Origin of the sequence: Streptomyces griseoflavus, from assembly GCF_014649995.1 — a bacterium.
GTDB lineage: Bacteria > Actinomycetota > Actinomycetes > Streptomycetales > Streptomycetaceae > Streptomyces > Streptomyces griseoflavus.
Map to the genome: position 1 here is coordinate 128,497 of NZ_BMUC01000002.1, position 24,757 is coordinate 153,253.

Genomic DNA, 24,757 nt, shown 5'->3' on the forward strand with positions numbered 1-24,757 from the left:
GCCCCTCCGAACCCACCCCGCCCCGCCCCTCCGGCTCCGCCCCGTCCTCCCCTTCCGGACCCGCCTCGCCCCGCCCGCTCCGAGAACGTCTCGCCCCGCCCGCTCCGAAAACCGAAAGCGCTGAATGCACCACCGTTCTAAGGTGCCGACCATGGCACTCGCCCGCGTCGTCCTCTCCTCCGGCCGCTCGGTCGACCTCTCCGAGCTGCGCATGTCGGCAACGTACGCCGGACTGCTCGAGGGGTACCCCTGCAAGCGCCTCAACGACCTCAGGATCGCCGGACTGCTCCGCACCGCCGAGCACACCTTCCGCCGCGCGCCGGTCCACCTGATCCCGCCCCCGCGCGAGTACCCCGACCAGTACGCGGGCGCCTTCGGTCCGGTGGAGGTGCTGCCCGCGGTGACCTGCGTCGGCAGCTTCAGCTCAGAGGCCGTCGACCCGGCCCACGACCGCGTCCTGTACCGCTCCCACCTCACCGTGGTCTGGTTCCAGTCCGCCCCGCACGTCCCCTCGGGGTGCGACGCCGAACCCGCCCTGCGGGACCTCTCCTGGGACCTGCTCGCCACCGACGAGGAACTGTGACGACGACCGCCTCCGCCACGCCCCGCACCGCGCTGCTCCGTTGGCAGTTCGACCTGACCTGGTCGCTGTTCGAGTACCACCTGGAGCGACTGGAACCGGAGGACTTCCTCCGGGAACCGGGCCCCCTCTGCTGGACGGTGCGCCGCTCCCCCGAGGGCACCTGGGTCCCCGACTGGGCGGACACCGAACCGGACCCCGTGCCCGTACCGACCATCGCCTGGCTGACCTGGCACATCGGCTGGTGGTGGAGCGTGACACTGGACCACGCGCGAGGGCACACCCCCCGCGAGCGGACCGACATCACCTGGCCCGGCGAGGGCCGGGCGACGGTGGAGTGGCTGCGCGGCCTGCGCCTGGACTGGCTCGCCGTGCTCGACGACCTGACCGATGCCGACCTGGACACCACGGCCCCGTTCCCCTGGCCCGACGACCCGGCGTTCACCAAGGCGCACATGCTCGCCTGGGTGAACGCCGAACTGATGAAGAACGCCGCGGAGATCGGTCAGCTCCGCCTGCTGCGGGCCGCCTCCTGAACGGCTCCCTCACACGAAGTCGTACACCGACCACTCGGCGAGCGTGCGGTAACCGAGGCGCCGGTACAGGGCGTTGCTGGCGGGGTTGGCCCGGTCCGCGAACAGCACCACGTCCCGCGCCCCCGCCTCCAGCGCGGCCCGGCTCACCTCCGCCGTCACGGCACCCGCGTACCCCCGGCCGCGCAGGTGGGCCGGCGTGTAGACGACGTCCACCTGCACCTGGCCGCCGATCAGCGGATTCATCCCCGCGACGGCGACGGGCGTGCCGTCCGGCGTCTCCCAGAGCGTGTACCGCTTGTCGGCGAACCTGCTCCTCTCCCACGTACCGGCGTCCCAGCCCGCCTCCTCTCCCACGGCCCCGGCGAACTCCGCGCACCAGTGCATGGCCTCCGCCACGTCACCCTCGCCCAGGACCCGCCCCCGCCCGGCGGGCAGCGGATCGGGCGGCGTGAGCGCGCCGAGGCGGTACAGCCGCAGTCGTGTGTCCCGCATCCTCGGCGTCACGCCGGTACGCCGCCGCCAGGCCCCGGCGAACGCGGTGGCGCTGTCGTGGTCCGCGCTGACCGAGGGCAGGGAGGGCAGGACGTCCACCAGACGATCGGCGAGGCCGTCCGCCTGCCCCTCCGTCAGCGGGCTGACGCTCATCCCGCGCGGCGGAAGCCGGTAGAACGTCCCCTCCACCGCGCCCGCCCGCTCCATCACCCCGAAGAGAACGGCCCCGCCGAACGCTTCCGCCCCCCGCCTCCGCACCCTCTCCGCCCACGTCAACTGCATGACGTGCGCCCCGGGCCGCGCCCGCAGGAAGTCCCCGGCCCGCCCGAGGAAGTCCTCGACGTCACCGGTCAGGTACCAGCCATCAGATCCCATGACCCCCCACCCTGCCCCACCCCACCGCACGCCGTGGGCTCCTCACCGGCCGTCAACGCCTCCGCCACCAGGCAAGGACGATCCCGACCGCGGCCGGCACGGCCAGCACGCCGACGAACCAGGTCGGCATCACCTCGAGCCCCTTGTACGCCACGGGGACAGCCATGGACATCGAACCTCCTGAAACCGAAGCACGTGCGGAACGACTCCCGATCAACTACCCGGCCCGGCAGCTGTCCTGCACCGTTGTCAGGAGTTCGCCCTTCCGTCCATCACCGGCTGGACCCGCCTGCGCAGAACCACGCCGGCGCACGCCAGGACGACGGCGAGCCCGGCCGTCAGACAGACGAGCACGTTGACCGACACGGAGACGTGCTCCACCGTCGCGCCGTCGGCGTAGACGCAGGCGCTGCGCAGAGGCCAGTACTCCTGCACGACGCCCGCCGACGCGGCGCCGGAGCCGGTCCGGTCGTCGCACAGCGCGGGAAACGGCCCTCCGAGGGTGACGGAGAGCCACCCGTAGCAGTACACGGCCGCTGCCGAAGACCCGAAGAACAGAGCGAGAACCCCACAGAGCCTGGGCAGAGCCAGAGGCGCGGTGTTCACCATGAGAACGACGGTCACGATGCTCGCCCCCGCGGTGGCCACACCGCCCAGCAGCAGCACCCCGACCAGAGGCAGCAGCACCGTGTCCCCTCCTCGCGGAAGCATGTGGAGCGCGGAAAGAGTCAGCCCGCCGGCGCTGACCCACGGAACCGGGCTGACGGGGTGGCACCGGGCAGTCACAGTAGCCGGACACGGAAAAGGTTCCCGACCGACCGGATCTGCACGGCTCAACGCGGCTTGGTCCGCAAAACACGCCGATGTTGCAGCTCTCCGTCATCATGTAGTAGTTCTTATACATGAGCGAACAGGTGCACAACAGGCTGGCCGTGATTCGCGCCGAGCGGAAGGTGTCGCGGCAGCGCCTGGCCGAGGCGGTGGGAGCGCACTACCAAACCATCGGCTACATCGAGCGGGGGCAGTACAACCCGAGCCTCGACCTGGCACTGAGGATCGCGAAGTTCTTCGAACTGCCGGTGGAGGCGCTGTTCTCGCTCGAGCCGTTCCGGCCGCTCACGGATGAGATCTACGGAAGGAAGACGTCATGACGACCAGGCCGCTGACGCGCTACGACCGCAGCATGCTGCGGCTCATGAACGACCGCCGCAGCCGACCGCTGTACGCCACGGCCGCCCGTCGGCGCCTGGCCGTCGCCGCACATGTACTGCTGACTGCGGCCACCGGCGGGCTCATGACCTACTCCTTCCTCGCTGAGGGACAACCCGTCTGGGCTCTCGTCGTCATAGCAGCGCTGCTGCTGCCGTGGATGATCGCGACCGGAGCGATCAATGCGGCCACCCGCGGCCTGCTCGAACTGCGCGAACGAGCGCTGGACGAACGCCAATCCGCCGAACGCGCCCGGGTGCGGGCCCGCGCCCACCAGGCGATGACCCTGCTCCTCGCCGCAACTGCCGCCAGCCTGTTGACCGCGGGTGCGGTGGACGGCCATGCCCCCACGGCGTATGCGGCACCGGTACTCATCGCGGTCCTTGTAGTCCACTGGCTGATGCCGTTGTGGGTGGCCGGCCTGACGGCGCAGGACGAGCCGGAAGAGGCGTGACCGCCCGATCGGGCGGGCAACCGCAGGAAACTTCGGGGAGCCGCAGGACCCGGACACGCGAACGGCCCCCGACCGGACATCCAGGTCGGGGGCCGTTCCCCCTGCTCTCAGCGCGGAGGCGGTGGGATTTGAACCCACGGTGACATCGCTGCCACGACGGTTTTCAAGACCGTTCCCTTCGGCCGCTCGGGCACGCCTCCCCCGCGCCTGCCGGTGATCGGCGGCGCGGGGACAAGGGTAACGGGTTCGGGGTGTGCGGGTGTGGTCAGCTGTCGCCCACGCGGGAACCCAGGGTGAGTTCCGTGGTGCGCTCCTTGCCGCCGCGTTCGTAGGTGATCGTGACCTTGTCGCCCGGCTTGTGGGTCCAGATCTCGCCGATCAGGGTCGGGCCGGAGTCGATGACGCGGTCGTCGAGCTTGGTGATGACGTCGCCGGGCTGGAGGCCGGCCTTGTCGGCGGGGCCGCCGGGGTCGACGGGCTCGGAGCCGCCCGCGCCCTGTTCGGTGATCTTCGCGCCGCCCGTGGTCTCCTCCAGGGACACCGACGCGCCGATCTTGGCGTACACCGGCTTGCCCGTCTTGATCAGTTCCTGGGCGACGTACTTGGCCTGGTTGATCGGAATGGCGAAGCCGAGGCCGATGGAGCCGGCCTGGCCGGTGCCGAAGCCGCCGTTGCTGGTGGACTGGATCGCGGAGTTGATGCCGATGACGTTGCCCTGCGCGTCCAGCAGCGGGCCGCCGGAGTTGCCCGGGTTGATGGACGCGTCGGTCTGCAGCGCGCTCATGTACGAGGCCTGGCTGCCGCTGCCGTCGCTGGAGGCCACCGGGCGGTTCTTCGCGCTGATGATGCCCGTCGTCACCGTGTTGGACAGGCCGAAGGGCGCGCCGATGGCGATCGTCGAGTCTCCGACGGCCACGTCGTCGGAGTTGCCGAGGGTGAGGGGCTTCAGGTCGGAGGGGGCGTCGTCGAGCTTGATGACCGCGACGTCGTAGCCCTGCGCGTGGCCGACGACCTCGCCCGCGTACTTCTTGCCGTTGGGGAAGGTCGCCGAGACCTTGCCGCCGTCGACGGCTTCGGCCACCACGTGGCTGTTGGTGACGATGTGGCCCTGGGTGTCGAAGACGAAGCCGGTGCCGGTGCCGCCCTCGCCGCTGCTGCTCTGGGCCTCGATGGTGACCGTGCTGGGCAGCGCCTTGGCCGCCACGGCGGCGACCGTGCCCGGGTCGCGCTTCACATTGCCGCCGCTGGTGGACGACGACACGGTGGTCGAGCTGTTGCTGTCGTTCTCCCTGGCCAGGGTGTAGCCGAGGCCGCCGCCCAGACCGCCCGCGACCAGCGCGGCCACCAGGACCGCGGCGACCGTGCGTCCGCGTCCACCACCGTTCTTCGGCGCCGGCTGCTGGTACGAGGAGCCCCAGCCGCCGCCGTGTCCGGCCCCGCCGTCGCCGTACGACGGGGTGGCCGGCGGCGGGGGCGGGGGCCAGGCGGGGTCGGGCGCGGACGAGGAGTGGGCCCCGGTGCCGGCCGGCGGGCCGCCCGGTGCGCCGCCCCGGGGGGCGGGGTCCTGGTGCGCGTCACCGGCGTGGGCGTCGTGCGGACCGTAGCCCTGCGGTGCGGCAGGATGCGGAGCCCCTCCCGGGCCCGGGTGGCCCTGGTGCGCCGAAGCAGCGGGAGCATCCACCGGCGGGGGCGGCGGTGCGGACGGGGCCGGGGGTACCGCGTTGCCCTCGTTCTCGGTGCTCACAGCTTCTCTCCTCGATCCACGGCTGTTGTTTCCCGGTCGCACTCGGTCCCGCTCGTTCACGCACGTCCACGGGTCCGGTGCGAGGCAGCTGTGCTTGTCCCTTTGTATGACGTCAGCTTTTCCCACGGGCCGTCAGGGCACCATAAGCCGTTCCTGTGGGTCCGGGGCCATTCTTTATATAGGGCATTACTCACGTAAGGCGCGCCACCCGATGCCTCCGACCGGACCTCCGCACCGTTCACGCCACTCCGGGCACACGTCTACCCGGTCACGGTGGCACCATGACGCGGTGACCCACGCACGACAGCACCAGACCCGAGTCGTCGCACACCGCGGGGCCTCCGAGGACGCCCCCGAGCACACCCTTGCCGCGTACCGCAAGGCGATCGAGGACGGCGCGGACGCACTCGAATGCGACGTGCGCCTGACCGCCGACGGCCACCTCGTGTGCGTGCACGACCGCCGGGTCAACCGTACGTCCAACGGGCGCGGCGCGGTCTCGGCGCTCGAGCTCTCCGACCTCGCCGCGCTGGACTTCGGCTCCTGGAAGAGCCGTGACCCCGCCGGCGGGCCGCGCGTGGAGGAGCCCGACTGGGAGCACCGCCCCGAGGACCGGGAGGCCACGTCCGTCCTCACCCTCGAACGGCTGCTGGAACTCGTCTCCGACGCCGGGCGCCGGGTCGAGCTGGCGATCGAGACCAAGCACCCCACGCGGTGGGCGGGGCAGGTGGAGGAGCGGCTGCTGCTCCTGCTGAAGCGGTTCGGGCTCGACGCCCCCGCAGCGCCCGAGCACTCGACGGTGCGCGTGATGAGTTTCTCCGCGCGGTCGCTGCACCGGGTGCGCGCCGCCTCGCCGACCCTGCCGACGGTCTACCTGACCCAGTTCGTCACACCGCGCCTGCGTGACGGGCGGCTGCCCGCCGGCGTGGGGATCGCGGGGCCGTCGATCCGCATCGCGCGCAGCCATCCCGCGTACATCGAGCGCCTCAAGGAGTCCGGGCACGAGGTGCACGTGTGGACGGTGAACGAGCCACGGGACGTGGACCTCTGCGTGCGTCTCGGCGTGGACGCCATCATCACCAACCGCCCCCGCGCGGTGCTCGACCGGCTCGGCCGCTGAGCGCGCGGTGATCGTTCCCCGGCACTTCCGCCCCATCCGTCCCAGAAAACGCCCGCAGATGTCTTGACCTCGGGCTCCGGCCGGGCGCATCCTCACATCTCGGCCACACCGATGAATTCCAGCCACCCGGTTACGGGGAGTGCTCCGGCGCGTTCGGTGCGTGTTCGATCGTTTCGAGTGCGTCACCCCTCATGGTTCGGCCGGTTTCCGGTTCAGGCCGATGGGGCATCCACTCCGTGGCGTGGGGCGAAGGAGGTCTCGGGGGTGGCGTTGGTGGTGGCACAGGAGGTGCCCACGTCGTCGAGCATGGCCGTTCCCCATGGCCCTGCGGGCGTGGGGAAGGCGAGGCACCGCATGCGCACGCAGTTGCGCGACGGGGGCGTCGCGGACACGGTCATCGACGATGCCGTACTGATCCTTTCCGAACTGCTGAGCAATGCGTGCAAGCACGGCCGGCCACTCGGCGACGTGCCGGCCGGGGACGGCGACGTGCGCGCCGCGTGGCGGGTGGACCCGTGCGGCCGGCTCGTCGTCGAGGTCACGGACGGCGGCGGTCCGACCCGTCCGGCGCCCGCGACCCCGTCGGTCACGGCGCACGGCGGCCGGGGGCTGAACATCATCACCGCGCTGGCCGACGACTGGGGCGTGCGCGACGAGGTACCGGGCGAGGTCACGGTGTGGGTCGTCGTCCACGACGACGTGTACGACCCGGACGCGGGAGCCGCGCACCGGCGCGAGGACTTCGCGGCACGCGTGACGGCCCCGCCGGTCACCCGCATCACCGGGCTGGACTTCGCGGACGTCTTCGACGGCCTGGACTGAGGACGGGTCTTCGCCGGGCACGCCTCCACGGGGCACGGACCTCCACCGAGGAAGGACCTCGACGGACGCGGACCTCCACGGGGCACAGGCTTCCACCGGGGAGCGGGACGACCGGGGAGCGGGACGACCGCGGCCCGGCCCGTTGTCCACAGGTTCCCGCCGGTCGGGGCGCGAGCGGCTAGGCTCGCGCCCGTACCAGACGAGCCGTAACCGGGAGACACCCACGATGGCCAAGAAGCGACCCCAGACGAAGGCCAAGCGCCCGCAGCTCACGGACGGGCAGATCCCGGTCGTCGGCGCCCGCGAGCCCTGCCCCTGCGGCAGCGGCCGCCGCTACAAGGCGTGCCACGGCCGTGCCGCCGCGCACGCCGTGACCGAGCTGGTGCACCGCCCGTTCGAGGGTCTGTCCGGCGAGTGCGACTGGGTGGCGCTGCGCGAGCTGGTGCCGGCCGCCACCGTCGCGCTGACGCTCAAGGACGGCCTGCCCGAGGGCGTCCCGTCGGTGACCCTGGCCACCGTGCTGCCGATGGCCTGGCCCGCGCTGCGCCGCGACGACGGCTCGGTCCTGCTCGGCCTGCAGAACGACACCTCTTCCGGGGACATCAGCCGCGATCTGGCCGACACCCTGCAGCGCGCGCTCGCCGCCGACCCGGGCACGCCGGTGCAGGCCCGGCGCGCGCCCGCCGACGGCCCCCGGCTGCAGGACCTGCTGGATCCCGACGGCGCGTTCGAGCCGGTGGTGCACAGCGGGTTCGAGTTCTGGGTGCCGGACCCGGAGAACGCCACGCCGGACGTGACCGCCTCCCTGGAGCGGGCCAACGCCGCGGCCATCCCGACCGTCAAGCTGTCGGGCGTGGACTCCGCGTACTGGTGCGAGACCCCCGAGAAGAACCACCTGCGGTGGGTCATGCCGTACCCCGAGGAGCAGCTTCTGGACGCTCTCGCGCGGCTGCACGCGGCGGGCCGTTCCTCCCTCGGTGAGGGCACCCGTCTCGTGGGCTCCTTCCGCGCTCACGGGCTCACCGTGCCGGTCTGGGACCTGCCCAGCGGGGTCGGTGCCGACGACGTGGAGAAGCCGGCCGCCGAGTTCGCCGAGCGGCTCACCGGCGCGCTCGCCGCGGACGCGCCGCTCACCGCCGACGAGCGCCGTGCCCGCGGTGGTCTGACGAACCGCCAGGTCACCCTCAGCTGAGACACCGGCGCACCGAGGGGTTCCGCCGGCGGCCCGGCCGGCGGAACCCGCCGGGTCGCACGTCAGCGGCCCGGGCACAACTCCCCTCGCGGACAAGCCAGTCGGTGACCGGAAAGCCGAGTTCGAATTTGCGAACCGCCGATCTCTTGTTACCGTTCCATTAGCCCGGTTGCTGGTGCATCCCCCGTCGCCAGCAACCGGGTCTTTGCGTGCCGGTCGCCGCTCACGCAGCGCGACCGCCGGCCCACCGCTCGTCCCCGCCGGTGCACCGGCCGCCTCCACCGCCAACCGGCCGACCGATCAGGTCAGTTGCTCCCGGAGCGCAGCAGCAGGCGCCCTCCCGCGGCGCGGTCCGCGAACTCCGCGATCGCCGTGTACCGCGCGAGACCTCCGGTTCCGCGTCCGCGCGGCGTCTCGCACTGGGCGGGTTCGTCCCCGGCGTCCAGGGCGCAGCGCGTCAGCACGGTCCTGCCGTCCGGCCCCATGAGGCTCAGGGCGAGGGACCGTTCCTCACCGCTGGCGTTGCGGTAGTAGGTCCGCGCGCGGACGGTGTCGCCCTGAGCCACCACACAGGTCTGTGCCTCGATGCCGTCGGGGGAGGAGAGCGCGGGACCACAGCGGACGGCGGTGGACCCGTGCGGGCCGGGCGGTGACGGGTCCGCGGCGTCCGGCGTCCGCACCGCGCCGTCGCCGGGGGCACCTCGTCCCGTGGCGGGCCCGGAGGCACCGGGCGAGGAGGGTCCGGAGTCGTGCGGCCGGCGGGCGCCGCCTGAGGGCTCCGCCCCTGGGGGCGGTGCGACCGCGCAGGCCGCGACGGCGCCCAGGACGACGCCGGCGAGGGCGGTGAGGGAAGCTCTTCGGCCGGCCCGGACGCGCTCCCCGGCATGACGCGACATGCCCCGGGAACCTAGCGCCCCGGGGCGGCCGGCCGACGCCACGCGCGCCGGTACGGGTCACATCTCGGGCGCGCTCACGCCCGTACGGGTGAGGGCCTCGACCACGGCGTCCACCACGGCCTCGACGCCGGGCACCCAGGGCGAGGCGGAACCGGGCAGTGGCGCCCGCTCCCAGCGGATTCCGCCCTGCGCGGTCTCGGACGGGGGCAGGGCGAGATAGCCGCCCTCACCGTGGAAACGGAGGGAGCCGGGGACGAAGTCCTTGGCGTACAGCAGCTCGCCCAGCTGCTCCATGGAGTACGGCTGCACCAGGATCGACCAGCGGCCGGGCGAGGCGACGACCGGCCCCAGCCGCATACCGCGCTCGTCCAGGGCCGCGAGGGCGCGGGCGGCCGGCACGGCGGGCAGGGACACCGCGCACGGGGCCCTGCCTCCGGTGGCGAGGATGATCGGCGCCGCGGGCCGGTTGCCCCACCACCAGCGCACCATGCGCGCGTCGGTGGTGGCGGCGAGGAGACCGGGATCGAACGGGTGGGCGCCCGGCACTGTGCACTCGGGGTCGGGGCAGCCGCAGCGGGACCGGCCCTGCGGGTCGGCCGCCACGCCGGGGAGTACGGGCCACTGCCATTGCGCGGCGTAGGTCAGGGCCGCGCCGATCAGCTCGGGCCCGCCGTCACCGCGCCGGGACAGGAGCCTGCGTCGCCTTCCGAGGATCTCGCGCATGAGCGCTCGTTCCTTTCCGTTGCACGCCTGGCAACACCGTGGTCCAGATCACGTCATGTGTCGATCACTTCACTGTGCGTACCTGTTGGCGCATCACACCCCCGCGCCGGGCAGGGGTAACCCCTCCGGGCCGAGCATGGGCTGCCTCCGCGGCCGCTCCACCCGTACCGCGTCTATCAGAAGTACGGGCGTGGCGTGGGGGTGGCGAAGTCTGGCGTTTGCTGTCGCGCGTGGTTCTCTTCGCCTCCGCCACGGGAGGATGGGGCACGGTCGTCGGTGGTTAAGACGCCCGGGTCCGTCGCCAGGTTCCCGAGCGGTTCCCCACCACTCCTGGCCTTCACCGAGTACGTACCCATCACGACCGCTGTGACGCTTCCGTCGAGCAAGGCCAGTCGACCGCAATATGCCTCCCCCTGAGGCAGTTTCAAGCCAACTTCGCTTTTCGGCAAGGGGTCTGCGGGGAGTTCCCTTCAGTCTCACGGACACCAGGAATCCCAGCAGGACAATGCTGGACATCTCCTCACGAGTACGTGTACATGTGGAGACACTGCCGGCGACGCAGAATGACATGGGGGTTCGCGATGCTTTCGAGCAGTACGTACCGGTCGGAAAGCCGGACGCCATGAACGCCCCGCACCCGCCGAAAGTGGCCGGAATCGATTCAACGGTTCCCGCACCGGCACACACTGTCGCGCCCGTCACGAGTACCTCTCCGGCCCCGGTGGCAAACCCCCGGAACGCGCCGGGCGCGCTGCTCCAGGACCGTCTCGCCGGCTGGGTCTCCGACCTCACGACCCTCCACGAGCTGACCGAACGCCTGGTCCGCACGGACACCCTCGACGAAGCGCTCCGGGAACTGCTCCGGGCGGGAGCCGCGCTGGTCGGCGCGCGGCGCGGCCTGGTCGCCCTGGAGCCCGCCGACGGACTCGGACCGGCCACCACCGTCGGCCTCGGCCTGGCCCGCTCGGACCTCGGCCACATCGAGACGGTGCCGCGACGCTCCCTCTCGTACGGCAGGATCCTGGACGGTCTGCCCGGTGCCGACGACGGCATCAGCGAGCCCGACCTGTTCGCCGAGAAAGGGCTCGACCCCCGGCACCGGGACGTCGCCGCCCGCCTCGGCTACGCCGCCAGCTTCGCCCTCCCCCTGGCCTCCGGGACCTGCGGACGCCTGGGCGCGGCGGTGTGGCTCTACGACGAGCCGGCCGAACCGTCGGGACGGCAGCGCCATCTCGTCGGCCTCTACCTCCGTCAGGCCGCCCCGTACCTGGGCCGGCTGCTCGAGCTGGAACGCACGCGCGTGTCCATGGCCACGATGGCCGAGGAATTGCTGCCCTCCCGCCTCCCCCGGGTTCCCGGCGTGCGGCTCGCCGCGCGGCACCGCACGTCCCCGCACGGCGGCGGCGACTGGTACGACGCGCTGCCGCTGCCGGACGCCGCCCTCGGCCTGGCCGTCGGGTCCGTCACCGGGTCGGGGCCCAGCGCGGTCGCGGCGATGGGCCGGCTGCGGGCGTCGCTGCGGGCGTACGCCGTGATGGAGGGGGAGGACCCGGTCGCCGTCCTGTCCGACCTGGAGCTGCTGCTGCGGCTCACCGAGCCCGCCCGGTCGGCCACCGCCCTGTTCGGCTACTGCGAGCCCGCCCTGCGCCGGATCACGCTCGCCGGGGCCGGGCACAGCCCGCCGCTGCTGCTCGGGGACCGCCGCACGGAGTTCGTCGAGACCTCGGTCTCCGCCCCGCTGGGCATGCTCGCCTGCTGGGAGGCGCCGAGCGTGGAGGTCCAGGCGGAGGCGGGGGAGACGGTGCTGCTCTACACCGACGGCCTGCTGCACCGCACCGGCGATCCGACCGACCGGGCCTTCGCGCGGCTGCACGCCGCGGCGGCGGGAGTGCCCACGGCCCTGCGCCGTGACCCCGGCGCCGTCGCCGACCACGTCCTGCGCGCGGTGCTGCCGGAGGGGTCCGGCACCGCGGACTCCGCGGAGGACGTGGTGCTGCTGGCGGCTCGCTTCGACTGACGGCACGGGACGCCGCGGGACCGTCCCTCCGTGCCGCGTCGCCGGTAAGAGGTGCTGCGCCGGTTCGTCCGTTTCCGCCCGACCGTACGATGGGGGTGGTCCAGTGCCGTATCGAGGAGGATGACCGTGGCCGAGGAGCTGCCGGAGACCCCGGAGACTGCCGAGGAAGAGCCCGTCAAGCAGCGCAAGAACGGCCTGTACCCGGGCGTGTCCGACGAACTGGCCGAGAGCATGAGGAGCGGCTGGGCCGACACCGAGCTGCACGACCTGGAGCCGATCCCGCAGGCCGCCGAGGCCGCCGCCCGCCGCGCGGCGCTGTCCGCCCGTTTCCCGGGTGAGCGCTTGGTCGTCCCCGCGGGCAACCTGAAGACCCGCTCCAACGACACCGAGTACTCCTTCCGCGCGTCGGTCGAGTACGCCTACCTCACCGGCAACCAGACGGAGGACGGCGTCCTCGTCATGGAGCCCACGGCCGACGGCCACCGGGCGACGATCTACCTCCTGCCCCGCTCCGACCGCGAGAACGGCGAGTTCTGGCTGGACGGCCAGGGCGAACTGTGGGTCGGCCGCCGCCACTCCCTCACCGAGTCCGCGACGCTGTACGGCATCCCCGCCTCCGACGTGCGCGAGCTCGCCGGGGCGCTGCGCGAGGCCACCGGCCCGGTGCGTGTGGTGCGCGGCCACGACGCCGGGATCGAGGCGGCGCTGACCGACAAGGTCACCGCCGAACGCGACGAGGAACTGCGCGTCTTCCTCTCCGAGATGCGGCTGGTCAAGGACGACTTCGAGATCGGCGAGCTGCAGAAGGCCGTCGACTCCACCGTGCGCGGCTTCGAGGACGTCGTGAAGGTCCTGGACAGGGCCGAGGCGACCAGCGAGCGCTACATCGAGGGAACGTTCTTCCTGCGCGCCCGCGTGGAGGGCAACGACGTCGGCTACGGCTCCATCTGCGCCGCCGGCCCGCACGCCTGCACGCTGCACTGGGTCCGCAACGACGGTCCGGTCCGCTCGGGCGACCTGCTGCTGCTCGACGCGGGCGTGGAGACGCACACGTACTACACGGCCGACGTCACCCGCACGCTGCCGGTCAACGGCCGCTACAGCGAGCTGCAGAAGAAGATCTACGACGCCGTGTACGACGCCCAGGAGGCCGGTATCGCGGCCGTGAAGCCGGGTGCCAAGTACCGGGACTTCCACGACGCCGCGCAGCGCGTGCTGGCCGAGCGGCTCGTCGAGTGGGGTCTGGTCGAGGGACCGGTCGAGCGGGTGCTGGAGCTCGGGCTGCAGCGCCGCTGGACCCTGCACGGCACCGGTCACATGCTCGGCATGGACGTCCACGACTGCGCCGCCGCGCGGACCGAGACCTACGTCGACGGCACCCTGGAGCCCGGCATGGTGCTCACCGTCGAGCCGGGCCTGTACTTCCAGGCCGACGACCTGACCGTGCCCGAGGAGTACCGGGGCATCGGCGTCCGCATCGAGGACGACATCCTCGTCACCGAGGACGGCAACCGGAACCTGTCCGCAGGGCTGCCCCGGCGGTCGGACGAGGTCGAGGCGTGGATGGCCGGCCTGAAGGGCTGACCCACCGCACGACGACGGCACGGCCGGGTACGCGCTCGCGTGCCCGGCCGTCGCCGCACCGGGAGCCCGTGGCTACACGGCGACCAGCGGGGCGTCCTCGCGCCACTTGAGGATCTTGTCGAAGCTGACCACCGCGCCGCCCCGGCCCGGCTTGTTGCCGAAGTGCACATGGTCGGCCAGTTCCTGGATGAGACACAGACCCCGGCCGTTCTCCGCCTCGGACGGCGCCGGGCGGACCGGCGGCCGGGGGCGGCCGCCGGCGGCCGCGGCGGGGAATCCGGGACCCGCGTCGGTGACCTCGATGCGGCACTTCTCCCCGTCGAGATAGGCGGTCACCCGGTACGCCTCGGAGGTGCGGCCCCGCGCCGCGTCCCCACCGTGCTCGACCGCGTTCGCGCAGGCCTCGCTGAGGGCGACGGAGAGGTCGTAGGAGACGTCGGGGTCGACGCCCGCGGTCTCCATGGTGCCGAGCAACAGGCGCCGGGCGAGCGGCACACTGGCGGCATCGCGCCGCAGATGGAGTGACCACCAGATGCTCATGCTCCAGCCTCCTGGCTGCGGCTCGACATACCGTTACGTATTGCCCTGAGTGCTCACTTGTAAGCGTGAAGTTGACGTGATGCCGCCCATATGGCGGGTGTGACGTGGTACCGAACCGTGCATGTGGTGCGGCTCGTGGCAGAAGTGATCTTACGGTCGTACCTCATCTTGCGGACCTGCCGTACGGCGAGCGCGGGGCCGGTGCGATGATGAGGCCGCCATGTCTGCCCCCCATCCGCACACGGTGCGCTCCGGACGAGGCGTCCGGACCCTGCGGGCCGCGGTGTTCGCCGCGGTCTGCGTCGTGCTGGCCGGGGCAGGCCACACCCTCGCCTCCGGTGCCGCCGTCCCCCTGTGGACGCTGGGCGCGGGATTCCTCGGCGCGGTCGCAATCGCCGTGCCGCTCGCCGGACGCGCGCGCTCCCTGGCCGGGATCGCGGCGACGCTCACGCTCGGCCAGACCGCGCTGCACACCCTGTTCGGGCTGGGACAGCACGGCGCACCCGCCACGGGCCCGTCGTCCGCGCTGTCCGACGCCGCGCTGGTCGAGCGGGCCGCGCGGCTGCTGTGCGGACCCACCGCGGCGGGGATCAGCCCCGCGCGGGCCGAGCAGATCCTCACCGACGCCCGGATCCATCCCGGCGGGGCGGGCGCGCACGCGGCGGACGCCGTGGCGGCCGGCCCGGGTTCGCCCGCGGCCCTGCTGCCGTCGCTGCCGATGCTGCTCGGCCACGTCCTCGCGGCGGTGGCCGCCGGATGGCTGCTGCGCCGCGGCGACCTGGCCCTGCTGCGGCTGACCGAGCTGTCGGCGCACGGTGTCGCCGAGGGCGCCCTCGTACGGTCGCTCCGTGCGGCGCTCGCCCTGGTGCGCGCCCTGCGCGCCGGACTTCCGGGAACGCCGCGGGAGGTTCCGCGACGGGGCCGTACCGCTCCGTCCGCGGCTCCCGTGCCCCGGAGCCCCGCACTCCAGCACACGGTGATCCGCCGGGGGCCGCCCGCCGCCGCCGTCACCGCACTCGCTCTCGCCGCCTGACGCGAGGCGACCGCCACTCCGCCACCTCCGGGTCAGCGAGGTCTTCGGGCCTCCGGGCTTTCGGGCCTCCGGTTTCCGGGCTTCCGGTTTCCGGGCTTCCGGTGGGGAGAGGGGACGCCCGCGTGCGGCCCGCGCGTGCGCGTCCGTCGCCCGTGTGCGCCCGGGGCCCCGTCGTGAAGGCGGCCCGCCGGCCGCACCCCGGCGTGTCCCTCACCGTCAGCGAAACCTCATCGAAGCGGAGTGCTTCTGCCGTGAAGGCTTCTCGTATCGCCGCCACCGTCGCCGTCGCCGGTGCCACCGTCCTCGCCCTGTCCTCCCCCGCCCTCGCGCACGTCGGCGTGCAGCCCGAGACCGAGGCCGCCAAGGGCGGCTACGCGGTCCTCGGCTTCAAGGTCCCCAACGAGCGGGACGACGCCTCGACCACCAAGCTCGAGATCAGCTTCCCCACGGACCACCCGCTGGCCTCCGTGATGCCGCAGCCGGTCGAGGGCTGGGACATCCAGGTCACCAAGTCCAAGCTGGACAAGCCGCTGGAGATGCACGGCAAGAAGATCAACGAGGCGGTCTCCAAGGTCACCTGGACCGCCGAGGGCGAGGGCATCGAGCCCGGCTTCTTCCAGAAGTTCCCGGTGTCCGTCGGCACCCTTCCCGAGGACGCCGACGAACTCGTCTTCAAGGCCCTGCAGACGTACTCCAACAAGGAGGTCGTCCGCTGGATCGAGGTGCCGCAGAAGGGCCAGGAGGAGCCCGACCACCCGGCTCCGGTGCTCGCCCTCTCCGCCGCCACCGGGGACCACCACGGCGCCTCCGGCGACGACAAGGCGTCCGGCTCCGACTCCGCCTCGGCCGAGAAGGCGTCCACCCGGACCTCCGCCGCCTCCGACGAAGGCGACTCCGGCGGCACGGACACCACCGCCCGTGTCCTGGGCGTCGTCGGCATCGTGATCGGCGTGGCGGGCGTCGCCTACGGCGTGCTCGCCGGGCGCCGGCGCACCACCGCCTGACCCCGCCCCTCCCCACCCGGCGCACCGGGCCGTCCGCCGCTCCGCGGCGGCCCGGTGCGCGCCCCAGCACTCACTCCCAGGAACCATCCATGCGCAAGAAGACCTTCGCGGCGGCCGCCCTGCTCGCCGCCGCATCCCTCACCCTCACCGCCTGCGGCAGCGGCGACAACGCCGGCGGCGACCCCGTGGCCGTGGTGTCCGAGGAGCCCGGCGCCGAGAAGGCGGCCACCGTCCTGGACAAGCCGTTCGAGAAGCCCGACCTCGTCCTGACCGACACCCAGGGCAAGGAGTACGACTTCCGCGCGGAGACCGCGGGCCGGCCCACCCTCATCTACTTCGGCTACACGCACTGCCCCGACGTCTGCCCGCTGACGATGAACAACCTCGCCGTGGCCAAGAAGCAGCTGCCCCAGGACCAGCAGGACAAGCTGCGGATCGTGTTCGTCACCACCGACCCCGAGCGGGACACCTCCGCCGCACTCGGTACGTGGCTCAAGGGCATCGACTCCCAGGTCGTCGGCCTGACCGGCGACTTCGCCACCATCCAGGCCGGTGCCCGCACCCTCGGCATCACCATCGACCCGCCGCGCAAGGACGACCAGGGCAAGACCGTCTCCGACCACGGCACCCAGGTCATCGCCTTCTCCCCGGAGACGGACGGCGGTTACGTCCTCTACGGCGAGGACGCCACCGTCGACGACTACACCAAGGACCTCCCGAAGCTCATCAAGGGCGCGAAGCCGTGAGGCGCCTGGCGGTGGCGGCCCTGGCCGCCGCCGGTGCCCTGACGCTGGCCGGGTGCGGCGGATCGGGGTCCGGCGACGGCGGGGCGGACCTGTCCGTGCGCTCCGCGTACATGCCGCAGCCGGTCTCGGACATGGCCGCCGGCTTCCTCACCATCACCAACGACGGCGACACCGCGGACCGGCTGACCTCGGTCACCAGCGACGTCGGCGAGGTCACCGTGCACGAGACCGTGGACGGTGCCATGCGACAGGTCGAGGCACTCGACATCCCGGCCAACGGAAGCCTGGTGCTGGAGAGCGGCGGCAACCACCTGATGTTCGAGCAGCTGAAGCAGCGGCCGAAGCAGGGCCAGAAGGTCTCCGTCGAACTGCGCTTCGACCACTCCGATCCCGTCACGGTCGAGATCCCGGTGAAGCCCGCCACTTACAACCCGAAGACCGGACACTGAGGGAGACACCCCTGTGACCCAGACCATCGCCCCCCGCGTGCGGACCCTGGTGCTGCTGTTCCTGGCCGTCACCGGCGCGCTCCTCGCCGGAGCCGCTCCCGCGTCCGCGCACGCCGCGCTGACCGGCAGCGACCCCGGGCAGGGGGCGGTGGTCGACACGGCCCCCACCCAGGTCTCGCTCACCTTCTCCGAGCCGGTCGCGGTCAGCGACGACGCCGTGCGGGTGCTCGATCCCAAGGGCACGCGGGTGGACAAGGGCGACCCGGCCGACACGAGCGGCAACACCTACACCGTGCGACTGCTCAGCGGGCTGCCCGACGGCACCTACACCGTGGCCTACCAAGTGGTCTCGGCGGACAGCCATCCGGTCGCCGGCGCCTTCACCTTCTCCATCGGCGCACCGTCCGAGACGTCCGTCTCGGTCTCCGCGCAGGGGTCCGACGACGGCCCGGTCGGCTGGCTGTACGGGTTCGGCCGGTACGTGTCCTACGCCGGCTTCGTCGTCATGGCCGGCGGTGCCGCCTTCGTCCTCGCCTGCTGGTCGCGCGGTTCCGGGGTGCGGGCGGTGCAGCGGCTGGTCGTCTCCGGGTGGATGGCGCTCACCGCGGCCACGCTCGGGCTGCTGCTCCTGCGCGGCTCCTACACCACCTCGGGCGAGGTCGGCGACATCTTCGACCTCTCCCTCCTCGGAGACGTGCTCCAGACCAAGACGGGCGCGGCGCTGATCTCCCGGCTGCTGCTGCTCGCCGCGGCGGCGCTGTTCATCGCCGTGCTGTTCGGCTCCCACGACGAGCGGGACGACCAGGAGAAGCGGGATCTGACCTTCGGCCTCGCGATCGGCGGGACGGTCGTGGCGGCCGGACTCGCCGCGAGCTGGGCGATGTCCGAGCACGCCTCCCAGGGGCTTCAGCCCGGCATCGCCATGCCGGTCGACGTGGTGCACCTGCTGGCCGTCGCCGCCTGGCTGGGCGGGCTCACCGCCCTGCTCGTCGCGCTCTTCCGGGCGCCCGCCGAGACGCCGGTCGACCGGGACGCCGTCCGGCGGTTCTCGCGGCTCGCCTTCGGCAGCGTGATCGCGGTGGTCGTCACCGGGGTCTACCAGAGCTGGCGGCAGCTCGGCTCCTGGTCGGCGTTCACCGACACCCGCTACGGGCAGTTGCTCCTCGCCAAGCTCGGGCTCGTGGCGGTGCTGGTCGGCGTCGCCTCCGTCTCACGGCGGTGGACGGCACGGCTGGCCCAGGCCCCGGCGGAGGCCGCGCCCGCCGAGGAAGCCGTGTCCGCCGAGCGGGCCGTGCCCGCCGCGACGGCGGGCACGGGCTCAGCCGATGTGGAAGGTTCCGGCACCCGCACGTCCGGCGCCCGCGAGGACGGTGCCCGTAAGGACGGTGCTCCTGAGGACGTGGTCGCTGCCGGACGGACCGGGAAGCCCACGGACACCGCGGAGGCGACGGCCGGGGCCGACGGGGCGGCATCCGCGCGGGCCGCTCAGCTCGCCCGGCAGCGGGCCGCGGTGGAGAGCGCCCGGCAGAAGCGCCTGCGGGACGCCGACCCCAACCGTTCGGGTCTGCGCCGCTCTGTGCTCGTCGAGGCGGGCATCGCCGTCGTCCTGCTCGCCGTCACCACCGTGCTCACGCAGACCGAGCCCGGACGCACGGAGCAGGAGGCCAAGGCGGCCGGTGCCGTCTCCTCGGCGTCCTCCTCGACCGGCCAGGGCACCGGCGCGACGACCCTGAACATGCCCTTCGACACCGGTGGCGAGAACGGCAAGGGCGTCGTCACGATCGACCTCGACCCGGCTCGCGTCGGAGAGAACGTCCTGCACGTCTATGTGGAGGGTGCCGGCAGCCGCCCGCTCGACATCCCCGAGGTGACCATCGCCTTCACCCTCTCCGCCCAGGACATCGGGCCGCTGCCCGTCGTCCCCGACCGCGTCGCCGCCGGACACTGGTCGGCGAGCGGTGTGCAGCTCCCCATGGCGGGCGACTGGAAGGTCGAGGTGACCGTGCGCACCTCCGACATCGACCAGGTGACCGTCTCGAAGAACGCGCAGATCGGCTGAACCACCATGGCTGACCAGTCCATTCCGCAGGTCCGCACCCCGCAGGCACTCCAGGAGGAGCCCGCGGAGCGGACCACGAAGGACGGCATCTCCCGCCGCCGGCTCCTCGGCACGGCAGGTGCCACAGGGCTCGTCCTCGGAGCGGCGGGCGGGGCCGTGGGACACGCCTCGGCGCCCGCCGGAGCCACTCCGCTGACGTCGGTGGGCGACAGCCGGGTGTCGTTTCACGTGAAACACCAGCCCGGTATCACCCAGCCCCTCCAGGCCCGGGGACATCTCCTCGCCTTCGACCTCGCCCCCGGCGCCGGCCGCAAGGAGGCGGCCGCTCTGCTGCGCCGCTGGTCGGACACGGCCCGCCGGCTGATGGCGGGGGAACCGACCGCTCAAGGCGATACCGATGTGGCCCGTGACGCCGGGCCCTCCTCGCTGACCCTCACCTTCGGTTTCGGTCACAGCTTCTTCGGGCGTACCGGGTTGGAGAAACAACGCCCGGTCTCCCTGGACCCACTGCCCGACTTCTCCTCCGACCGGCTCGACAAGACCCGCAGCAACGGCGACCTGTGGGTGCAGATCGGCGCGGACGACGCCCTCGTGGCCTTCCACGCCCTGCGTGCCGTCCAGAAGGACGCCGGGTCGGCGGCCAGGGTGCGCTGGCAGATGAACGGGTTCAACCGGTCCCCGGGTGCCACCGCCCACCCCATGACCGCCCGCAACCTGATGGGCCAGGTCGACGGCACCCGCAATCCCAAGCCGGCCGACACCGACTTCGACCGGCGGATCTTCGTGCCGGAGAAGGGCGAGCCCGCCTGGATGGCGAACGGCTCCTACGCCGTAGTACGCCGTATCCGCATGCTGCTGGACGACTGGGAGCAGTTGTCGCTCTCGGAGCAGGAGCAGGTGATCGGGCGCCGGAAGTCCGACGGGGCTCCGCTGTCGGGAGGCACCGAGACGACCGCCATGGACCTGGAGAAGACCGACGCCGAGGGCGCTCTGGTGGTCCCGTTCAACGCCCACGCGAGGATCACCCGGCCCGATCAGAACGGCGGGGCGGCGATGCTCCGCCGCCCGTTCTCGTACCACGACGGGATCGACACGGACGGGGCCCCGGACGCGGGTCTGCTGTTCATCTGCTGGCAGGCGGACCCGCTGCGCGGTTTCGTGCCCGTGCAGCGCAAGCTGGACCGGGGGGACGCGCTGACTCCGTTCATCCGTCACGAGGCGAGCGGGCTGTTCGCGGTCCCGGGCGGCGCGGCGGAGGGAGAGTATGTGGGTCAGGCTCTGCTGGAGGGGTGAGAACGGCCCCGTGTCACCCCTGAGGGCTTTCCGGGAGTTGCCGTAGGCGAGGGCCCATTAGGGTGAGGACATGCCAGCGAGCTATGCGTATCTCGGCCCAGAGGGCACCTTCACCGAGGTGGCCCTGCGTACCCTTCCCGAGGCGGCGACCCGTGAGCTGATCCCTTACGTGTCCGTGCAGTCCGCGCTCGACGCGGTGCGGGTGGGCGAGGCGGAGGCCGCTTTCGTCCCCATCGAGAACTCGGTCGAGGGCGGGATCACCACCACCCTCGACGAGCTCGTCGCGGGTGCCCCGTTGATGATCTATCGCGAGGTACTGCTGTCGATCACCTTCGCGCTGCTGGTGCGTCCGGGCACCAAGCTCTCGGACGTCAAGACGGTCACCGCCCACCCGGCCGCCCAGCCGCAGGTGCGCAACTGGCTGAAGACGCACCTCCCCGACGCCGTCTGGGAATCGGCCGCCTCGAACGCGGACGGTGCGCGCCTGGTCCAGGAGGGCCGCTACGACGCGGCCTTCGCCGGAGAGTTCGCGGCGGCCCGGTACGGCCTGGAGGCCCTGGAGACGGGGATCCACGACGCGGAGAACGCGCAGACCCGGTTCGTCCTGGTGGGTCGCCCCGCCCGGCCGGCCGCCCCCACCGGCGCCGACAAGACCTCCGTGGTGCTGTGGCAGCGCGACGACCACCCCGGCGGCCTGCGCGATCTGCTGGGCGAGTTCGCCACGCGCGGCATCAACCTGATGCTGCTCCAGTCCCGGCCCACCGGCGCCGGAATCGGCAACTACTGCTTCTGCGTCGATGCCGAGGGCCACATCTCGGACCGCCGGATGTCCGAGGCGCTGATGGGGTTGAAGCGGATCTGTCTCCAGGTGCGCTATCTCGGTTCGTACCCGCGTGCGGACGTGCGGCCGGGAGAGGTGCGGCCTCCGTTCCCCGGTACGTCGGACGAGGAGTTCACCGGGGCGGCGGACTGGGTGGCGCGGTGCCAGGACGGCCGGTTCTGAGACCGGGTGTGGCGGCCGGAGGTCCGGTCCGATCTGCCGACTGCCGTTGTCCACAGAAGTTATCCACAGGTCCGCTTCTCGACCTGGGGACAAGTCGACACCGACATGCCGTTCGGTCGACAAATCCCTCTTCGGCCCATGATCGCGTTCATCACCCCGAGCATCACCCTTCGTCCATTCTTTTCCTTTGGCCAACCCTTTGGGGCGAACCCTTTCCCCTCAAAGGTGGAGATGGAGCGGATTTGTGCGGGGAATCCCCGGCATGGACCGCGGGTTTTGGAGTGATCAATTCCGGCATCCACAGATCTTCCCCACACCCTGTGGATAACTTTTCCGAGTACGGGGCGCCTGTGGACAACCGCACCCAAGTGCCGCCTCGCGCAAGGGATTCGAGTCAACCCGCAGGGCGCGAAGTGACCCGTTCACGCGGCGGCGCTCTGTGAGGTGACCCGAAAGGACACAACGCGCATTTCACCCATAACGCAACGTGATGTGTTCCTCCGCAATAGTGAGTCGTGGGCCGTCATCCCGCACCGGTAGCCTTGACCGCGTGATTGACCTTCGCCTGCTCCGTGAGGACCCCGACCGTGTGCGCGCTTCACAGCGCGCCCGTGGAGAGGACGTCGCGCTCGTCGACGCCCTCCTGTCTGCCGACGAACGGCGCAGGTCGTCCGGCGTCCGCTTCGACGAGCTGCGCGCCGAGCAGAAGTCGCTCGGCAAGCTCATCCCCAAGGCGGCCGGCGACGAGAAGGCCGAGCTGCTGCGGAAGGCCGAACAGCTCAAGGCCGACGTGAAGGCCGCCGACGCCGACCGGGACGCCGCCGCCGCCGAGACGCAGGACCTGCTGTCCAAGCTGAGCAACCTCGTCCACCCCGACGTGCCCGTCGGCGGCGAGGAGGACTTCGTCACGCTGGAGACGCACGGCAGCATCCGCGACTTCGGCGCGGAGGGCTTTGAGCCCAAGGACCACATCGAGCTCGGCCACATGCTGGGCGCCATCGACGTCGAGCGCGGCGCCAAGGTGTCCGGCTCGCGCTTCTACTTCCTGACCGGCGTCGGGGCCCTGCTGGAACTCGCCCTGGTGAACGCGGCGATCGCCCAGGCCACCGCGGCCGGCTTCACGCCGATGCTGACCCCGGCCCTGGTCCGCCCCCAGTCCATGGCGGGCACCGGCTTCCTCGGCCAGGCCGCACAGGACGTCTACCACCTGGAGAAGGACGACCTGTACCTGGTCGGCACCTCCGAGGTGGCGCTGGCGGCGTACCACATGGACGAGATCATCGACGCCGACCGGCTGCCGCTGCGCTACGCGGGCTTCTCGCCCTGCTTCCGCCGCGAGGCCGGCTCGCACGGCAAGGACACCCGGGGCATCTTCCGCGTGCACCAGTTCGACAAGGTCGAGATGTTCTCGTACGTCACGCCGGAGGACTCCCAGGCGGAGCACCAGCGCCTGCTGGAGTGGGAGAAGCAGTGGCTGACCTCGCTGGAGCTGCCGTTCCGCGTGATCGACGTCGCCTCGGGCGACCTGGGCTCCTCGGCCGCGCGTAAGTACGACTGCGAGGCGTGGATCCCCACCCAGGGCAAGTACCGCGAGCTGACCTCGACCTCGGACTGCACCGAGTTCCAGTCCCGCAGGCTGTCGATCCGAGTCCGCGAGGACAAGAAGGTGCGTCCGCTGGCCACGCTCAACGGCACGCTGTGCGCCGTACCGCGCACCATCGTGGCGATCCTGGAGAACCATCAGCAGGCCGACGGCTCGGTCCGCGTACCGGAGGTGCTGCGTCCGTACCTGGGCGGCCGGGAGTTCCTCGAACCGGTCGCCAAGTGAGCGCGGCCTTCCCCTACGGGCTCGTCGCCACCGATCTCGACGGCACGCTGCTGCGGGACGACCACTCGGTCTCCCCCCGCACCCGTGACGCGCTCGCCGCGGCCACCGCGGCGGGCGCCGCCCACATCGTCGTCACCGGCCGCGCGGTGCCCTGGACGCGCCCCATACTCGACGACCTCGGCTACACAGGACTGGCCGTCTGCGGTCAGGGCGCACAGGTGTACGACGCCGGAGCCCACCGGCTGCTGACGTCGGTGACGCTGGACCGGCAGCTCGCCGGGGTGGCACTGGCCAAGATCGAGGCGGAGGTCGGCCCGCTGTACCTGGCGGCCAGCCGCGACGGGCTGGACGGCGAGGTGCTGGTCGGTCCCGGTTACGAGGTGCACGGCGCGCTGCCCGCGATCCCGTTCACGGACGCCGCCGACGTGTGGGCGGCGCCCTTGAACAAGCTGTACATCCAGCATCCGGAGCTGACCTCCGACGAGCTCGCCGAGGCCGCCACCCGCACCGCGGGGGGTTTCGTCACCGTCACCATGGCGGGCGAGGGAATCGTCGAACTGCTCCCGCTCGGCCTGTCGAAGGCGACGGGGCTGTCGCTGGCGGCCCGCCGGCTGGGAGCGAAGGCTGCGGGGACGATCGCCTTCGGCGACATGCCCAACGACCTTCCGATGTTCGCCTGGGCCGGACACGGTGTGGCCATGGCCAACGCCCATCCGGACCTGCGGGCGGTGGCCGACGAGGTGACGGCCTCCAACGAGGAGGACGGCATCGCGGTGGTGCTGGAGCGGTTGCTGGGCTGACGCCCGGGCGTTCCGCGGAGGATGCACGGAGCGAACGTGCGCGGGCCGGTGACCCGACCTCGGCCCGAACCGGGCCGGTGCCTCACCTCGCGGCCGATTCTCCGGGAAGGGCGGCCCACGCGCCGAGAGCGCGCGTGCTCGAAGCGGCCGCCCCGGGCAGCTCCCGTAGGGGGCGGACTCGGCGGAGCAGTGGGGATTACTCCGGAGTCCGCCGTGGGCTGCCCCGAAGGGAGCCGGACGCACTGCCGTGCATGGGCA

The 24,757-nt window shown here is 72.2% G+C and carries 24 protein-coding genes and 1 tRNA gene; 18 read left to right on the plus strand and 7 right to left on the minus strand.

The genetic code is table 11. The annotated features are described in order from the left end of the window. The first annotated feature begins 151 nt into the window (after positions 1-151). Together IE172_RS06395 and IE172_RS06400 are read left to right on the plus strand one after the other, a co-directional pair. Positions 152-583: a hypothetical protein gene (locus tag IE172_RS06395; RefSeq protein ID WP_190096107.1), complete on the plus strand. Its 432-nt coding sequence runs from the start codon at positions 152-154 to the stop codon at positions 581-583. Then, positions 580-1,116, plus strand: a complete 537-nt coding sequence (locus tag IE172_RS06400; RefSeq protein ID WP_190096108.1) for a DinB family protein — start codon at positions 580-582, stop codon at positions 1,114-1,116. The genes IE172_RS06395 and IE172_RS06400 overlap by 4 nt, the downstream gene beginning before the upstream one ends. 9 nt (positions 1,117-1,125) lie before the next feature. On the opposite strand, the gene IE172_RS06405 is transcribed toward IE172_RS06400, so the two are convergent. Together IE172_RS06405 and IE172_RS06410 are read right to left on the minus strand one after the other, a co-directional pair. Next, complete coding sequence (locus IE172_RS06405) at positions 1,126-1,983, minus strand: GNAT family N-acetyltransferase (protein WP_190096109.1); 858 nt, start codon at positions 1,981-1,983, stop codon at positions 1,126-1,128. Positions 1,984-2,232: 249 nt separating this feature from the next. Further along, positions 2,233-2,670, minus strand: coding sequence for a hypothetical protein (locus IE172_RS06410; RefSeq protein ID WP_190096110.1), 438 nt, complete (start codon positions 2,668-2,670; stop codon positions 2,233-2,235). Between the two features lie 215 nt (positions 2,671-2,885). On the opposite strand from IE172_RS06410, the gene IE172_RS06415 reads away from it, so the two are divergent. Together IE172_RS06415 and IE172_RS06420 are read left to right on the plus strand one after the other, a co-directional pair. Continuing rightward, entirely contained in the window at positions 2,886-3,134 is a 249-nt protein-coding gene (locus IE172_RS06415; protein ID WP_190096111.1) for a helix-turn-helix transcriptional regulator, read from the plus strand. Then, a complete protein-coding gene (locus IE172_RS06420; RefSeq protein WP_190096112.1) occupies positions 3,131-3,646 on the plus strand; it encodes a hypothetical protein in 516 nt (171 codons plus the stop codon). The genes IE172_RS06415 and IE172_RS06420 overlap by 4 nt, the downstream gene beginning before the upstream one ends. 113 nt (positions 3,647-3,759) lie before the next feature. Here the strand turns inward: IE172_RS06420 and IE172_RS06425 are convergent. Both IE172_RS06425 and IE172_RS06430 read right to left on the minus strand, forming a co-directional pair. Next, positions 3,760-3,846 (minus strand) — tRNA-Ser (locus IE172_RS06425). A 65-nt stretch (positions 3,847-3,911) separates the two neighbouring features. After that, positions 3,912-5,390, minus strand: coding sequence for a S1C family serine protease (locus tag IE172_RS06430; protein ID WP_190096113.1), 1,479 nt, complete (start codon positions 5,388-5,390; stop codon positions 3,912-3,914). A gap of 289 nt (positions 5,391-5,679) precedes the next feature. Here IE172_RS06430 and IE172_RS06435 point away from each other — a divergent pair, with 289 nt between their 5' ends. From IE172_RS06435 to IE172_RS06445, 3 genes are all read left to right on the plus strand, one after another. Beyond that, the gene (locus tag IE172_RS06435) at positions 5,680-6,510 is read left to right on the plus strand and encodes a glycerophosphodiester phosphodiesterase (protein ID WP_190096114.1); all 831 of its coding nucleotides are present in this window, start codon (positions 5,680-5,682) and stop codon (positions 6,508-6,510) included. A 177-nt stretch (positions 6,511-6,687) separates the two neighbouring features. Further along, positions 6,688-7,332 (plus strand): ATP-binding protein, encoded by a 645-nt coding sequence (locus IE172_RS06440; RefSeq protein WP_190096115.1) that lies wholly within the window; start codon positions 6,688-6,690, stop codon positions 7,330-7,332. A 226-nt stretch (positions 7,333-7,558) separates the two neighbouring features. Further along, on the plus strand, positions 7,559-8,524 hold the full coding sequence (locus IE172_RS06445; RefSeq protein WP_190096116.1) for a DUF5926 family protein: 966 nt from the start codon (positions 7,559-7,561) through the stop codon (positions 8,522-8,524). A gap of 305 nt (positions 8,525-8,829) precedes the next feature. Here IE172_RS06445 and IE172_RS06450 read toward each other — a convergent pair whose 3' ends face one another. Then, positions 8,830-9,420, minus strand: a complete 591-nt coding sequence (locus IE172_RS06450) for a hypothetical protein (RefSeq protein ID WP_190096117.1) — start codon at positions 9,418-9,420, stop codon at positions 8,830-8,832. A 57-nt stretch (positions 9,421-9,477) separates the two neighbouring features. After that, entirely contained in the window at positions 9,478-10,143 is a 666-nt protein-coding gene (locus IE172_RS06455; RefSeq protein ID WP_190096118.1) for a bifunctional DNA primase/polymerase, read from the minus strand. Between the two features lie 505 nt (positions 10,144-10,648). On the opposite strand from IE172_RS06455, the gene IE172_RS06460 reads away from it, so the two are divergent. Continuing rightward, complete coding sequence (locus IE172_RS06460; RefSeq protein ID WP_190096119.1) at positions 10,649-12,160, plus strand: PP2C family protein-serine/threonine phosphatase; 1,512 nt, start codon at positions 10,649-10,651, stop codon at positions 12,158-12,160. Positions 12,161-12,286: 126 nt separating this feature from the next. Then, positions 12,287-13,744 carry an aminopeptidase P family protein gene (locus IE172_RS06465; RefSeq protein WP_190096120.1) on the plus strand — a complete coding sequence of 486 codons (1,458 nt, stop codon included), beginning with the start codon at positions 12,287-12,289 and terminating at the stop codon, positions 13,742-13,744. Between the two features lie 72 nt (positions 13,745-13,816). On the opposite strand, the gene IE172_RS06470 is transcribed toward IE172_RS06465, so the two are convergent. After that, positions 13,817-14,284 carry an ATP-binding protein gene (locus IE172_RS06470; protein ID WP_190096121.1) on the minus strand — a complete coding sequence of 156 codons (468 nt, stop codon included), beginning with the start codon at positions 14,282-14,284 and terminating at the stop codon, positions 13,817-13,819. Positions 14,285-14,504: 220 nt separating this feature from the next. Between IE172_RS06470 and IE172_RS06475 the strand changes: the two genes are divergently transcribed. The 9 genes from IE172_RS06475 to IE172_RS06515 all read left to right on the plus strand — a co-directional run bounded on the left by IE172_RS06475 (position 14,505) and on the right by IE172_RS06515 (position 24,499). Further along, the gene (locus IE172_RS06475; protein WP_190096122.1) at positions 14,505-15,317 is read left to right on the plus strand and encodes a hypothetical protein; all 813 of its coding nucleotides are present in this window, start codon (positions 14,505-14,507) and stop codon (positions 15,315-15,317) included. Positions 15,318-15,568: 251 nt separating this feature from the next. After that, positions 15,569-16,321: a YcnI family copper-binding membrane protein gene (locus tag IE172_RS06480; protein ID WP_190096123.1), complete on the plus strand. Its 753-nt coding sequence runs from the start codon at positions 15,569-15,571 to the stop codon at positions 16,319-16,321. 89 nt (positions 16,322-16,410) lie between these two features. Beyond that, a complete protein-coding gene (locus tag IE172_RS06485) occupies positions 16,411-17,067 on the plus strand; it encodes an SCO family protein (protein WP_190096124.1) in 657 nt (218 codons plus the stop codon). Further along, a complete protein-coding gene (locus IE172_RS06490) occupies positions 17,064-17,516 on the plus strand; it encodes a copper chaperone PCu(A)C (protein ID WP_190096125.1) in 453 nt (150 codons plus the stop codon). The genes IE172_RS06485 and IE172_RS06490 overlap by 4 nt, the downstream gene beginning before the upstream one ends. 13 nt (positions 17,517-17,529) lie before the next feature. Beyond that, positions 17,530-19,575 carry a copper resistance CopC/CopD family protein gene (locus IE172_RS06495; RefSeq protein ID WP_190096126.1) on the plus strand — a complete coding sequence of 682 codons (2,046 nt, stop codon included), beginning with the start codon at positions 17,530-17,532 and terminating at the stop codon, positions 19,573-19,575. Between the two features lie 6 nt (positions 19,576-19,581). Beyond that, positions 19,582-20,868, plus strand: a complete 1,287-nt coding sequence (efeB, locus tag IE172_RS06500; protein WP_190096127.1) for an iron uptake transporter deferrochelatase/peroxidase subunit — start codon at positions 19,582-19,584, stop codon at positions 20,866-20,868. A 70-nt stretch (positions 20,869-20,938) separates the two neighbouring features. Continuing rightward, positions 20,939-21,871 (plus strand): prephenate dehydratase, encoded by a 933-nt coding sequence (gene pheA / locus IE172_RS06505; protein ID WP_190096128.1) that lies wholly within the window; start codon positions 20,939-20,941, stop codon positions 21,869-21,871. Between the two features lie 550 nt (positions 21,872-22,421). Further along, entirely contained in the window at positions 22,422-23,699 is a 1,278-nt protein-coding gene (gene serS / locus IE172_RS06510; RefSeq protein ID WP_190096129.1) for a serine--tRNA ligase, read from the plus strand. Then, positions 23,696-24,499 carry an HAD family hydrolase gene (locus IE172_RS06515; protein ID WP_190096130.1) on the plus strand — a complete coding sequence of 268 codons (804 nt, stop codon included), beginning with the start codon at positions 23,696-23,698 and terminating at the stop codon, positions 24,497-24,499. The genes serS and IE172_RS06515 overlap by 4 nt, the downstream gene beginning before the upstream one ends. Positions 24,500-24,757: the final 258 nt, after the last annotated feature.

Excerpts from the sequence above, each read along its gene's own strand:
- IE172_RS06450 (WP_190096117.1), bottom strand. The coding sequence starts at position 9,420 with ATGTCGCGTCATGCCGGGGAGCGCGTCCGGGCCGGCCGAAGAGCTTCC.
- IE172_RS06445 (WP_190096116.1), top strand. The coding sequence starts at position 7,559 with ATGGCCAAGAAGCGACCCCAGACGAAGGCCAAGCGCCCGCAGCTCACG.
- IE172_RS06395 (WP_190096107.1), top strand. The coding sequence starts at position 152 with ATGGCACTCGCCCGCGTCGTCCTCTCCTCCGGCCGCTCGGTCGACCTC.
- efeB (WP_190096127.1), top strand. The coding sequence starts at position 19,582 with ATGGCTGACCAGTCCATTCCGCAGGTCCGCACCCCGCAGGCACTCCAG.
- pheA (WP_190096128.1), top strand. The coding sequence starts at position 20,939 with ATGCCAGCGAGCTATGCGTATCTCGGCCCAGAGGGCACCTTCACCGAG.
- IE172_RS06485 (WP_190096124.1), top strand. The coding sequence starts at position 16,411 with ATGCGCAAGAAGACCTTCGCGGCGGCCGCCCTGCTCGCCGCCGCATCC.
- IE172_RS06455 (WP_190096118.1), bottom strand. The coding sequence starts at position 10,143 with ATGCGCGAGATCCTCGGAAGGCGACGCAGGCTCCTGTCCCGGCGCGGT.
- IE172_RS06420 (WP_190096112.1), top strand. The coding sequence starts at position 3,131 with ATGACGACCAGGCCGCTGACGCGCTACGACCGCAGCATGCTGCGGCTC.
- IE172_RS06470 (WP_190096121.1), bottom strand. The coding sequence starts at position 14,284 with ATGAGCATCTGGTGGTCACTCCATCTGCGGCGCGATGCCGCCAGTGTG.
- IE172_RS06415 (WP_190096111.1), top strand. The coding sequence starts at position 2,886 with ATGAGCGAACAGGTGCACAACAGGCTGGCCGTGATTCGCGCCGAGCGG.
- IE172_RS06460 (WP_190096119.1), top strand. The coding sequence starts at position 10,649 with ATGCTGGACATCTCCTCACGAGTACGTGTACATGTGGAGACACTGCCG.
- IE172_RS06405 (WP_190096109.1), bottom strand. The coding sequence starts at position 1,983 with ATGGGATCTGATGGCTGGTACCTGACCGGTGACGTCGAGGACTTCCTC.
- IE172_RS06475 (WP_190096122.1), top strand. The coding sequence starts at position 14,505 with ATGTCTGCCCCCCATCCGCACACGGTGCGCTCCGGACGAGGCGTCCGG.